Source organism: Vibrio sp. 1167 (assembly GCF_033340375.1).
GTDB classification, from domain to species: Bacteria; Pseudomonadota; Gammaproteobacteria; order Enterobacterales; family Vibrionaceae; genus Vibrio; species Vibrio alginolyticus.
The window spans coordinates 293018-305476 of sequence record NZ_JAWOWK010000001.1 but is presented as its reverse complement, the minus strand read 5'-3'; the positions used below and the strand labels follow the sequence as shown (position 1 = coordinate 305476).

Sequence of the window (12459 nt, the reverse complement as noted above, 5' to 3'; positions counted from 1 at the left end):
GAGAGAATGGGTCACCAATATCAGGTTACGCTGTTTCGTGCGGAGCAGCAGCAGAAGCTTCGTAATGTCAGGATTCACTCCCCAAGCCTTATTCAGATTGTTAAGGGGAATAAACATCTTTTCTGGAATGATGAAGTACTCGACATCCATCATCCAAATATCATGCTTTGTGAAGCAAATGCATCCCTAAATTTTGAAAACCTTCCTCTACAAGGGCGATTTCTTTCTCGAATGTTCAGTTTTCACTGTGTGCCTAGCGATGAAATGTTGGAGCTAAGCATGAGCAACGCATTAGGAAACTATGTACCCGTTGTTGCGACAGATAAAGCATTGAAAGCGACGTTAAATGCTTTGTTTTCGTTTGGGCGGGAAAGCTTAAGTGAAGCGACACAACGCTATTGGATTATGGGCCTATATCAGCAGCTAGCTGAGAGAGGGTTATTGCATCGGTTGTTCTCGAGTTCACATATCTCTTTTAGTCAGAAACTTAGTCGTTACTTATCGCGCTCTCCAGGGGATGAGCATCCATTAGACATGGTCGCGGGGCACTTTGCTATGAGCCGAGCAACATTGATACGCAAACTGAAACAAGAAGGTACCCAGTATCGTGAAGTATTGGCAGAAGTGCGCTTAAATCACGCACTTTACTTGATGCAAAATGGCTCGTATAACGTTGCGCTGCTAGCACAGTTGTGTGGTTATCAGTCAGAGGGGCGTTTTAGCCAACGCTTTAAAAGTAAGTTCGGCCTAACGCCCAGCGAGTATATTAAAACGGTAGTGAGTTAATGTTTTACCGCTTTTGTATTTTTTGTGCTTTTTAGGTTAGCCATAATATTTGGCCTTCATTCGCAATGCTACATTCACCAAAGCAATCAACACAGGCACTTCGATCAGCGGGCCAATGACACCAGCAAAAGCTTGGTCTGAGTTTAGGCCAAACACCGCGATAGAAACCGCAATTGCCAATTCAAAGTTGTTGCCTGTTGCCGTGAAAGCAATCGATGCATTTTTGTCGTAGTCGATGCCCATTTTCTTACCAACGAAGAAGCTGACAAAGAACATCAACACAAAGTAGATAGCCAGTGGAATTGCTACACGGAATACATCCAATGGCAGTTCAAGAATCATTTCACCTTTTAAGCTGAACATCAGTACGATGGTCGCAAGTAGGGCGATAAGCGTAATTGGTGAAATGCGTGGGATGAACACGTCGTTGTACCATTGTTCACCTTTCGCAGCGACCAGCCATTTGCGGCTTAGGAAGCCCGCTAGGAATGGGATACCAAGGTAAATCAGAACGCTTTCCGCGATGTCCATCATCGAGATATCAACCACGAAACCTTCGTAACCAAAGACTGGTGGCAACACAGTGATGAATAACCATGCCATCACACTGTAAGTCACGATTTGGAAAGCGCTGTTTAATGCAACTAGAGCTGCACCGTATTCTTTGTTACCGCCACCGATATCGTTCCATACCAATACCATGGCAATACAACGAGCAAGACCGATCAGAATGATACCAACCATGTAACCCGGATGATCACCTAGGAAAGTCAATGCAAGGATGAACATTAAAATAGGGCCGACAATCCAGTTCATGACTAAAGACAGCGTGATCGCTTTTTTATCTTTCGTCACTGTACCTAGCAGGTTGTAGTTCACCTTTGCTAGCGGCGGGTACATCATCAAAATCAAACCAATCGCGAGCGGTACGTTCGTGCTGCCGACTGACATTGACTCATTCCACTCAGCAACTTGAGGGAACGCTGCGCCAATACCTACACCGATTGCCATTGCGACAAAAATCCACACCGTTAGGTAACGGTCCAAGAAGCTCATTTTGTCGCTGGCACTATTTAAAACTTGAGTAGTCATAGTGTTCTCTTATTCGTTTATCGTCGAAAGGCGATAGTTGAAGGTATAGTTTATCTCTGCACGCCTGACCAGCGTGCAAAGGGAATTAATCAAATAACTTGGAAAAGCCTAGATTGAACTGATCAAACGCGTCGCGCTGAATGCGGTAACACACCTTAGGTGGGTTTGGCTCGGCGCTGATAAAGCCTGCTTGCTTGAGAATACGCAAGTGCTCGGAAACAGTAGATTGCGCAAGACCCAGTTCAGAAACCAAATCACTGTTCAAACAACCACCCATGGTATCGAGCGTGTGCAGGATATGCAGAATGCGCAAACGTGCTGGATGCGACAAAGCTTTTGCTTGCGCTGCGAGAGTTTGTTCTTTCTCGAGCTGTTGTTGCGTTGTCTGAAAAACAACTTCGCACGTGTCCTTGCACTTATCACTCATTCGCTGGCCTTAATAGTTAATCGTCGAATTGCGATAAAGTGTACGCCTGCTCTGTGGAAGATGCAACAACTCGATGAAAAAATTAATCGTAAAATAACGATGAATAAAAAATTGAAAAAATATATGTTTTAAAAACAGTGATATAATAAAAAATTAAGTAGGTTACTAAAAGTTAACTAATTGCACTATATTTCTAGGTTACCATAATAAACCACATCCGACGCACAATGGTTACTGCGTCATCTTGTGAACTTATTTAAAGGCAATCCCATGAGCAACGTACTGATCATCAATGCACACGAACCATCACCATATTCAGAAGGTCGTCTAAATGCTTCTCTTGTCGACAAAGCACAGACGCTTCTGCAAGCAAAAGGCCATGAGGTTCGCGTTGTGACAATGCAAGATGAGATCAACGTAGATGAGCAACTCGCACACTTTGAGTGGGCTGATCGCGTGATCATCCAAAGCCCAATCAACTGGATGTCTGTGCCTTGGTCATTCAAAAAATACATGGACGACGTGTTTACTGCGGGTATGGGCGGCGCACTGTGTGCATTTGATGGCCGTAGCGCAGAAGAACCAAAGAAAAACTATGGTACAGGCGGTACTCAAACCAACAGCAAATACATGCTTTCACTGACATTCAACGCGCCAGAAGAATCGTTTGATGATGAGAGCGAATACCTATTCCAAGGTAAAGGCGTGGATGATTTGATGTTCCACATGCACGCTAACTTCCGCTTCTTTGGTATGTCAGCATTACCTACATTCGCTTGCTACGACGTGATGAAGAACGCAGATATCGAAAACGATTTTGTTCGTTTCGAAGCTCACATTAACGAAAACCTCTAATCCTTTTAGAAAGATAGTGCGAACTGAATGATGAATTGAGATGGACTGCTGTACGCGGTCCATTTTTATTTGTTTGCGGCGAGGTGACGTTTTTATTACTCTAAAGCACTAAATGTATCTAGCTTACTTTTCGTTACCTAGATTAGGTGCGTATCTTGGGGTGTATTGTGGAAAGCAGAATCAGTGTAGATAGCAAAGGTCGTAAGTCAGTGGCGAACGTATGTGCGGAGCCATGTGCTATCGAGAAAGGGATGCGTTTAATTGGTGGTAAATGGAAAGGTTCTCTGATTTATCATTTGAAAGACGGCCCAGTTCGTTTCAATGACTTAGCACGCATGCTAGGCGGTGCAAGTAAAAAGATGATCGACCAACGTCTTAAAGAGCTAGAAGCGGAAGGTATGGTGGTGCGTAAAGTGATCAGCGACCGCCCAATTGCAGTCAGCTATGAACTAACAGAGTTCGGCCGTACCGCACTTAAGATTCTTGATGATTTGCGAATTTGGTCTGAAAAGCATCAAATTGAGCTTCGTTAAGACCAAAGTAGTTAATCGCAAACGTCACTCTCTTTTGAAAGCTGATTAACAATACATCGCCGTTTATACCCAAGTAACTTAGATGTGCTTCATTCAAATCGTAATTTGTTTCGTAAAACAACGTACTCTTTCGAGTCAGGCATATCGAAGCTACTTGAGCATAATCGTACTTTTTAAGTTTTTGATTTTTAGTTATTATTTTATCATACTTAATAAGTTGTAGAATAAATCACTCACTTCAGTTGAATTTAAAAAAGCACTATTTAATTCCAGTTTCTTTTCAAAATCGGAATATTTATCGAATTCCTCTTTCTCAATTAAACCTATTGGTGAGTTGTCGTTAACGTGGCTTTCATATTTTTTGATGGTATATAATTTAGACTTTTCGTCAAAATATTGAATTATCTTAATGTTAACGTCAGGTCTCTCCGTATTATACGTGATCGTAATTTTTTCATAATCTTTATTAATCGGAGTCGTAAGCCCTGTAGGGTAGATGATTTTAAACCTATTAATGTCATTCTTCTTCGTGCTTTTATAATGTTTTGAGTATGAAAAGTTTTCAATTGCACTTTTAGTGACGATAATTGACTCACCTTTCTTTAAACCGTATTCGGTACATTCATAATCGTCGACAACCGTAGAATTTCTTTTCTTTTCAATCAGGTAGGACATAGTTGCAGATGTCCCTCCGTGTTCCAGTTTTTGTTGGTTTACAGAACAATAGAAATGACCTTTGTCCACCGTCATTGCGTTGACTTGTTCCGGATTTGAAATGGTGGGATGTATATCTTTTGCTGGATCGTTGTCGCTTCCTCCTGAACCGCATCCAACTAATCCGATACAAACGGCCATATAAAGCAAAGAGATTTTATTCATACTGTATTTCTCAATTAAGATGTGTGATTGCAAATAACGATTAATTAAATTTTTATAAAGTGAAATGTTTTTTATTTTAATTGAACGGTGTTTTATTGGTAATTTAATCGTTTGCTTTTATTTTGTCTATTACGGTATCTATGTTTTCATTTATGGTATGAATTATTAGATTTGCACAATTGTGAGTTGCAATAGGATAATAATCGCTAGCCAACTACTTGTGTAGGTACCGTTATGATTTATATATCCGTTAAGTCTAAGTTTTTAGTCTTAATTTCATGTGTTTATCGTGAAAGTGACTTAGAAGTAAATACTTAACGTTGTTTGAGGGGAGTCTGGGCTTCACTGATCTTGTTTTTCATCAAGACGTTGTATAATGAACAAGGACTTTATTTCCAACTTGTTTATACATATCAGATCTCACGGATCTGATATGCATTCCAAGTTATTCTCACTAAGGCAAGAATCCTAGCTTATTTAAGGATAGAAAGTTTACTTGGGTGTAGAAGATATTAGTAATCCAATGTGCCACGGATAGGGTAGTTATTGTTTGGATCGCGAATCCATGCCAATCCGCGTGATAGCGCGCCAAGCTCAGGGCGAACAAACGGGTTGTTTGAAATATCCACCACGTGTAAGTCGCCGTGTTCATTCACCACAAACAGACCTGGTTCTGCGAAATTATGATCGGTTTCCTGTTCAGATCGAGGAATAGATACATACAAGCCTAGCGTTTTCATTTGTTCTTCGGTCAGGCCGTAAGCGATAGGGAAGCTGATTTCGAGTTTCTCTAGATGCCCCTCTAGCTGTGCTTTTGAATCGCCAGAAACGGCAAGAATATCGACGCCAGCATCAGCGAAAGCCTGTTTGTAACTCTCAAGCTCGTTGAGGTACTTAGTACAAAGAGGGCAGTGTTTACCACGATAAACGAATACTGCTTGCCAAGTCGCATCACCTTGCGGCTGACCCAACGTTACGCTTGAACCATCTAGCAAAGTGGCTTGAAGATGAGGGAAGCTGTCGCCCGCTTTAAGTTTCACTGAAGTTGCCATATTGACTCCCGAATTGGTGGTGTATATCCATGAATGCCCCTTTCTCAACAAAGCGATTGGGGGATGAGACTTCAATGTAGACTCTGTTTTGCGGTGTTTCAACTAGTTAACTTTTAGTAACCTGCAATAAGGTAGTAGAGTGCAAAAGATGAAAAAGCAGAACTTAAGATACAACGAAGTGGGGGTGTAGTATCAGGAGCTAAGTTCTGCTTGAGGTTAGGCTATGACCACTGGAACATATCGTTAAGATAGACCAGAGTCATGACTTCTATTTTATTACTCGATTGAGCTAGGCGTTGCTGAAAAAAGTACGCCATCATTGGCTTCTTCATTTCTTCCTCCTTTACGCTGACGAGTAAATTATGCGTATAAAAGGGGAGATAAAAAAGAGAGTGCTTTTGTTAACTTTGTTCCTAATAACGTAAATATCTGGGGCTTTAAAGCCGAATTTGGAGGTTAATTGTGGAAAAGGGGAACAGATAATTAGGAAGTTTTCTTATTTTATTGCCGCCAACTTAAGTAAACTATTCCTATCCACAAACTTCACAGCTCTAAGGTTGATTCAGTGTCTGATCTCAATTTGTTTCGCTATTACCAACGATTACTCTCGTTTAGCGTTGGTGATGAAACAAAAACCACGTTACAGGACATTGCCGACATCATGTTCACTTCTTCTCGGCATGCTCGTAGCCTGCTAGCGCAGATGCAGCAGAAGGCGTGGTTGAGCTGGCACCCGAAAGCTGGGCGGAACCAACGATCGACTCTTATTCTGAATATGGAGTTAGACGTTTTAAAAGAGAGCTTGGCTCTTGAACGTATCAAGTTAGGCAAGTATGAAAAAGCACTGGCGATATTAGATGAAGACGAAATGGCATTTGGCCGTTTGTTAAAAACAACGTCTGGTGCTTCTGTTCAAGAAGGACAGCTCAATATTCAATTAACCTATAAGCGAATGTTTGAGCGCGTCGTTCCACATCAACTTCAGCGTAGCAGCGAACGTTTCTTATTAAGGCAAATCTATTGTTGCTTAGTTTCGAGTGATAACAATGGGAAAGTGCAACCAGAACTCGCACATCACTGGCGTTATGACGAAGACACCTACGAATGGACTTTCTACCTTCGTCCAGGTCTGACTTTTCATAATGGTAATTCCATTGATGCAGAAACAGTGGTTAGCTTGTTTGCAAAGTTGAGTTCACTACAGTACTACGAAAAAGAGTTGGCACATGTTGCTAACATTACTGCGCCAACGCCATTGAAAGTTGTTTTTAAGCTTAATCGAGCTGACTTGGGCTTTGCTGGACTTATTTCTGGTGTGAAATACGGCATTCAACCAGTAAGCCAAGTTAACGTAGCGAATAACAAGCTGGTGGTCGGAAGTGGCCCATTCTCTGTTGTCGAGCACAATGAAAGTCGTTTAAAACTGCAAGCATTTAATGGTTACTATGCATGTAGAGTTCTAACGGATTTGGTGACTATCTGGATTGTTAATGACGAGCAAATGGAGAACCCGTCATTGGCAGCAAATACGTTGCAAAGGGATACTTCGCCCGAGGAGGATTTGTGTGGACACTATATGTCGACGCAAAACCGAGAAAACTCATCGGCGAGCAAGCGTAGCCGAATAGAAGATGGTTGCTTATTCGCCTTATTTAATCAGCACGCTAAGCACAAACTTTCTTTAGCGCAGCGCCGTTATATTAGTGAGCTAATTCAACCTGAGCACTTGGCCGAAGTGATGCGCCGCGAGAATATTGTATTTGGGAGTATACCCGCTTATAACCTGCTACCAGGTTGGAAGCCAGTGCTCCGTCCGTTTAGTGAGCCGCTTAAGTTACCTAAACATATTACGATAGCGGGATATAACTATACCGCGTTGCGTCGCTGTGCGCGGGCTATTTCTAATCGTTTGGCGAGTGTTGGCAGTAAAGTAGAAATTGTTATGTATTCCTACCGTGAGCTGAACGAGAAGGCTAAGAACGGTGAGCTAAATGAGACAATGGTCGTAACGAACATAAACTTAGATGATAATCGTCATGCCTCAGCGTTCACGAACTTCTTCAGCAACGCTGTGCTATTCCACACTTTGGGAGAAAAGAACGCACAATGGTTAGATGAACAACTACAGAGAGTCAGATCTTTCGTTCCACTTGAGGACTACCTTAATGCATTGGAGCCAATTTCATCGACGTTGATCAGCGAGTATTGGATTGCACCTATGTTCCACCATACACAAACTTTGCGCTTCCAAGGTGTATTAGAAGACGTTGCTTTAACCAATTGGGGTTGGCCAGATATCCGCTCGGTGTGGTCGGCAGATTAACTACCTTAGTTATTTAGCAAAGTGCTGCTTCACGAATTCAATGAAGGCTCTGGTTTTCGCCGATTGATAGATAAGTTGTGGGTACACCAAGTAAACCGCGTTGTGCTGGTGGTCGGTTTCTTCCGATAAAACCTGCATTAGACGACCATGTTCAACGTCTTGTTCGACAAAGTAACTTGCTAACCGAGCAATGCCATTGCCAGACAGGGCTGATTCTTTGAGTAAGCGGTTTTCATTGCTTGAAAGCCAACCTTGGGTTTGAACTGTTCCCGTTTTTAACGGCCACTCTTTTTGATGCAATGTGGTTAAGCATTGGTGCTGTTTTAAATCCGCTAACGTCTCCGGCGTACCTTCTTCTTGCAGATAATGAGGAGAGGCAACCAGCCAGTGGTGGTAGTCCAAAAGGTGATGAGCAATCATATTCTCTGGCGGCGTTCTTGTTGCTCGAAACGCAAAGTCGACGCTGGTTTCCGTCAGATTAAACGCTTGATAGCTAGAAAGAATCTCGAACTCTACGTTTGGATGTAAAGCGCGAAACGCCACACACAAATCATGCAGCACCGCTTCGGCAAACATCTTGGGAGCAGTAAGACGAATCAGACCGTCTACTTGCTCAGATTGCTGACTTAAACTCTTTTCCATTTCCATTACGCGGCGTTTGAGATCTTCCGCTTGTGCAAAGATCGATTCACCTTCTGCCGTCAATCTCACGCTGCGTGTGGTTCGAACAATCAAAGGCGTGGCGAGTTCCGATTCCAATCGCTTGATTTGTTCCGACAGGTAACTTTTAGAGATACCAAGTTGCTCTGCTGCTCTAGAAAAGTTGAGTGTTTGAGCCACTTCAGCAAACAGCATCAGTTTTTCGATTCTCTTATAATCTGCCATCTTGATTGCTCGTCTTTATTGTTCGCTTTAATTGTTCGGTAGCGAGGATAATGAATTCGATTTTACGGTATTAAACTAATTTTTACGAACGGTAAGATGGTTCGAGTTAACTTAAGAAATTGAAAACGCAGAAATCGGAAAAGTGAGAATAACGATGAACAATCCAACACTACCGCTCGCCAAAACCTTACCTAACGTTAGTCGCTTGGTCTTCGGCTGTATGGGACTTGGAGGGGAGTGGAATCGCAACCCATTAACCGCCCAAGATGAAAACCAAGCTTATGCCGCTGTCGAGGCTGCATTAGAGGTTGGCATCAATCTCTTTGATCATGCGGATATCTACAAATTCGGTAAGGCAGAAGAAGTGTTTGGGTGCATCTTAGCCAATGACTCAACCTTACGAGAGCGAATTTATCTGCAATCCAAGTGCGGCATCCGTCTAGGAGATGAGCAAGGTGTTAAGCAGTATGACTTCTCTGCCAAATGGGTGACGGCTTCTGTTGAGGGCATTCTTGAGCGCCTTGGCGTGGAAAACCTTGATGTTTTGATGCTGCATCGTCCTGATCCTCTGGTTGAATTTGAAGAACTGGGCACAGCGCTAAAAGCCCTGAAACAAGCTGGCAAAGTTAACCACTTCGGTGTTTCTAACACGAACAGTGCTCAAATTGATCTTCTTCAACAAGCAACGGGCGAAGTTGTTGTGGCGAACCAGTTGGAAATGAGTCTGGCTAAGTCTGACTTCATCAAGCAAGGTATGGGGCTTCCTTCGTCCGCATCTGACTACGTTGCGGGAACACTGGAACATGCCCGTAGGCACAATATCCAACTGCAAGCGTGGGGCAGTATGGCGCAAGGAAGATTCTCAGAGCGTGGCTTACATTCTGATGATCACAATACCAGACAGACGGCGGAGATGGTAATGGCGCTGGCAGCTGAATATGGTGTGTCGTCTGAGGCGATTGTTTTAGCCTTCCTAACGCGTCACCCAAACCAAATTCAGCCTGTTATTGGTACTGCAAACCCACAGCGTATTCGCGCTTGTGCTCAAGTAGAGAACGTCACGCTATCACGTAGCCATTGGTATGGCTTGTTCGAGAAAACCCTTGGTCATGAGATCCCGTAGGAGAGAAAAATGAAATACGTACAAATTCAAACTCTGATTCAAACGGCATTGGAAATTGCGACTGCTCGCAAGCAAAACATTGCGGTTGCCGTGGTTGATACACATGGAGAATTGCTCGGTTTTGCCCGAATGGATGATGTGAGTGTGCAAGCAGGTTTGTTGGCACAGAACAAAGCTTACACCTCGGCTAGAGACCGTCAGCCTAGCGGCAATCTGGGTGCTTGGGCTCGTGAGACGGGTAAGCAGTTGAGTTATTGGACTGACCCGAAGATCACAGGCTTTATGGGTGGTGTGCCTATAGAACAAGAGGGGAAAATCGTCGGTGCAATTGGCATTAGCGGTTTGGCTGAGCAAGATGATGAAGCACTTGCGATGGAAGTATTAAACGCGCGTTGAGTATAACGTTTATCAGTAGGTGTGATGCTTTGTCCAGCTTTGTACTCACTGTAGGGACTCAAGTTCACAGGCTTCGTCGAGTCACAATGCTATCTAATAGCCTGAAGTAAGCAGAAGTTGAAATCGCGAACTATGATTAATTTATTTGAAAGCTTTGAGGCCTAAATATGTTTCATAAGGTATTCGTTTCGCTATTTTTTGTTCTCCTCTCAGGCTGTGGTACGAGTGACAGCGCGTTAAAAGAGAGCGGTTATGATGAAGCTTATATCCAAGGCTTTCATGACGGTCGGCATAGTGGTATGCAAGAGGCAGGGAATGATTTTGAACACTATATTAAGGACGAAACAAGGTATCAAACCGACTCAGATTATCGGCAAGGCTGGGATGCTGGTGAGGTAGAGGGTAACAAGTTACAAAAGCAGGCGACCGCGATAGGACAAGGCATGATTGATAATTCATATGAAGAACGTGATGTCTTTGATCCTGATAAAGTGGCGAAAGATGCGATAAAAGGCGTTGATACATCGGAATTGAAAAGCCTAGAGTAACGGACTGATATAAAGAATAAAACTCGTCATTTGACGAGTTTTATTTTTGTCTAAACGATTCATGTTTCAACGCTCAACAGGGCATTCATCGTTTGAGTATGAGTAATGTGGTTAATCACCTTTCTTGTTCTTTTGTTCAAGGATTAACGATAACAGGCGAACGAGCAGGGACTGAGCTTCCGGTGAGAGCAATCGCGCCACGGCCGTTAAGTCATTTGCTGTGACATGCTGAACATCACGTACATCTAAGGCAATATCTAGGTCAGTCAAATGAAGCGAACGCAATATGGCACGATATTGTGAGAGTTTAAGATCGGACTCTCCGCGCTCGATCCTTTGATATGTTTTTACGCTCATTCCAGCGATGTTTGCCATTTGCTCACGGGAGAGGCCATTCGATTTTCGTCTTGCGATCAGTGCTTGAATTATAGGGTCTACCTGCATGTGCTCTCCTGAAAGGACAGTTTTGACCTAAACGGAGCAAGAAGTGGACCAGTTTAACCACCACATATTTACCTGCTTTGCAATCAGTATAAAAATAACTGTCTTATAAAAACGTAAATATTTTAGTCAGTTATTAACTCAATGGAAAAGTATCAATCATACAAATCAATAGAAACGAAAGCTTCTATTCGCAAAATGCAACGCATTTTAGATCATTTATTTAGTGAAATTGATCAGCAACATCGTGAGACTAAAGAGAATGTTGTGACACTGATTCAACAGTCACAACAGCGATTGATGAACTACAAAGAGCTTTACCTTCACAAAGAATCGATAAGTGAAGTAGAGCTGCGGATGGCGCATGAAAATATGAGTGAGACTGAGAAGCAGGTCGCCGATATGGGTATTCCAGTGTTAACTTATATCATTGGCGCGCTAGATAAAGCGTATTAACACAGTCGTAAAGTCGGGCGATACAAGATTTACGCAATTTCGATCAATTGATGACATCTAAAAGAAAGGATGCAAATGCTGGGGAACCACACCCAGCATTCGGACACTCATTTACCTATATTTTCGAACCGTAAATCAGTGTTTAGAGGTATGTGAACCGAACAGTGTCGGTACGCAGCGAATAATAGCGATATTGTCCGATCTAGGCTACGTCCTTGGAATCTAACACCTTCACTTAAACTGTAAATTAATCTGTACACCCAGCCAAAATGAGCCATTGAGCACGTTCTTCCTTCTCTTTAAGCGATAAAAGACTAATTAGTGACGAAAAAAACAACACATCTTAGGTAAAAGATAAGAGTTGTTAAAATATATCGCTATAAGATTGACCTTTTGCTTTTCAATCGTCTTGCTTATGCCTTACAATCTTTTCGAACCAAATCCATTCATAACGAATGGGGTTGATGAATTAAGATGAACAATTTTGCTTCGAACCCAAAGTTGCGCACATTTCATCAACGATGACATCGCCAAAAACGACTCTCAAGTGTTCATGTGCAAATGATTAACCACCTTTTGTTGCGTGTTTTCTTAGCCATACAGGGCTCTTGTAACATAGTGCTCTTGTAACCAAATTTTGACTAAGTCGGAGCGTTTTGTTGT

General features: G+C 42.6%; 14 protein-coding genes. 8 read left to right on the top strand and 6 right to left on the bottom strand.

Going from position 1 to position 12459, the window contains the following annotated elements; all coding sequences use genetic code 11:
• Nucleotides 1-6: 6 nt before the first annotated feature.
• Nucleotides 7-786 carry a helix-turn-helix domain-containing protein gene (locus R7Z78_RS01350; RefSeq protein ID WP_104976491.1) on the top strand — a complete coding sequence of 260 codons (780 nt, stop codon included), beginning with the start codon at nt 7-9 and terminating at the stop codon, nt 784-786.
• Nucleotides 787-822: 36 nt separating this feature from the next.
• Here the strand turns inward: R7Z78_RS01350 and arsB are convergent, their stop codons facing one another.
• A complete protein-coding gene (gene arsB / locus R7Z78_RS01345) occupies nt 823-1878 on the bottom strand; it encodes an ACR3 family arsenite efflux transporter (RefSeq protein ID WP_104976492.1) in 1056 nt (351 codons plus the stop codon).
• A gap of 85 nt (nt 1879-1963) precedes the next feature.
• Nucleotides 1964-2305 carry an ArsR/SmtB family transcription factor gene (locus R7Z78_RS01340; RefSeq protein WP_005375451.1) on the bottom strand — a complete coding sequence of 114 codons (342 nt, stop codon included), beginning with the start codon at nt 2303-2305 and terminating at the stop codon, nt 1964-1966.
• A gap of 270 nt (nt 2306-2575) precedes the next feature.
• On the opposite strand from R7Z78_RS01340, the gene R7Z78_RS01335 reads away from it, so the two are divergent.
• Both R7Z78_RS01335 and R7Z78_RS01330 read left to right on the top strand, forming a co-directional pair.
• On the top strand, nt 2576-3160 hold the full coding sequence (locus tag R7Z78_RS01335; RefSeq protein ID WP_169644569.1) for an NAD(P)H-dependent oxidoreductase: 585 nt from the start codon (nt 2576-2578) through the stop codon (nt 3158-3160).
• A gap of 167 nt (nt 3161-3327) precedes the next feature.
• Nucleotides 3328-3693, top strand: coding sequence for a winged helix-turn-helix transcriptional regulator (locus R7Z78_RS01330; protein ID WP_005375456.1), 366 nt, complete (start codon nt 3328-3330; stop codon nt 3691-3693).
• A gap of 195 nt (nt 3694-3888) precedes the next feature.
• Here the strand turns inward: R7Z78_RS01330 and R7Z78_RS01325 are convergent, their stop codons facing one another.
• Complete coding sequence (locus R7Z78_RS01325) at nt 3889-4572, bottom strand: hypothetical protein (protein WP_047101659.1); 684 nt, start codon at nt 4570-4572, stop codon at nt 3889-3891.
• Nucleotides 4573-5084: 512 nt separating this feature from the next.
• Complete coding sequence (locus tag R7Z78_RS01320; RefSeq protein WP_005385152.1) at nt 5085-5624, bottom strand: redoxin domain-containing protein; 540 nt, start codon at nt 5622-5624, stop codon at nt 5085-5087.
• Between the two features lie 565 nt (nt 5625-6189).
• Here R7Z78_RS01320 and R7Z78_RS01315 point away from each other — a divergent pair.
• Nucleotides 6190-7947 carry an SgrR family transcriptional regulator gene (locus R7Z78_RS01315; protein WP_104976493.1) on the top strand — a complete coding sequence of 586 codons (1758 nt, stop codon included), beginning with the start codon at nt 6190-6192 and terminating at the stop codon, nt 7945-7947.
• 9 nt (nt 7948-7956) lie between these two features.
• Here R7Z78_RS01315 and R7Z78_RS01310 read toward each other — a convergent pair whose 3' ends face one another.
• Nucleotides 7957-8832, bottom strand: a complete 876-nt coding sequence (locus tag R7Z78_RS01310) for a LysR family transcriptional regulator (protein ID WP_104976494.1) — start codon at nt 8830-8832, stop codon at nt 7957-7959.
• 154 nt (nt 8833-8986) lie between these two features.
• Between R7Z78_RS01310 and R7Z78_RS01305 the strand changes: the two genes are divergently transcribed.
• From R7Z78_RS01305 to R7Z78_RS01295, 3 genes are all read left to right on the top strand, one after another.
• Nucleotides 8987-9955 (top strand): aldo/keto reductase, encoded by a 969-nt coding sequence (locus R7Z78_RS01305; protein ID WP_104976495.1) that lies wholly within the window; start codon nt 8987-8989, stop codon nt 9953-9955.
• Between the two features lie 9 nt (nt 9956-9964).
• Entirely contained in the window at nt 9965-10351 is a 387-nt protein-coding gene (locus tag R7Z78_RS01300; protein ID WP_104976496.1) for a GlcG/HbpS family heme-binding protein, read from the top strand.
• Nucleotides 10352-10518: 167 nt separating this feature from the next.
• Entirely contained in the window at nt 10519-10899 is a 381-nt protein-coding gene (locus tag R7Z78_RS01295) for a hypothetical protein (RefSeq protein ID WP_005375467.1), read from the top strand.
• 111 nt (nt 10900-11010) lie between these two features.
• On the opposite strand, the gene R7Z78_RS01290 is transcribed toward R7Z78_RS01295, so the two are convergent.
• A complete protein-coding gene (locus R7Z78_RS01290; RefSeq protein ID WP_005375470.1) occupies nt 11011-11343 on the bottom strand; it encodes a helix-turn-helix transcriptional regulator in 333 nt (110 codons plus the stop codon).
• 141 nt (nt 11344-11484) lie between these two features.
• On the opposite strand from R7Z78_RS01290, the gene R7Z78_RS01285 reads away from it, so the two are divergent.
• Entirely contained in the window at nt 11485-11796 is a 312-nt protein-coding gene (locus tag R7Z78_RS01285; RefSeq protein WP_005375472.1) for a hypothetical protein, read from the top strand.
• Nucleotides 11797-12459: the final 663 nt, after the last annotated feature.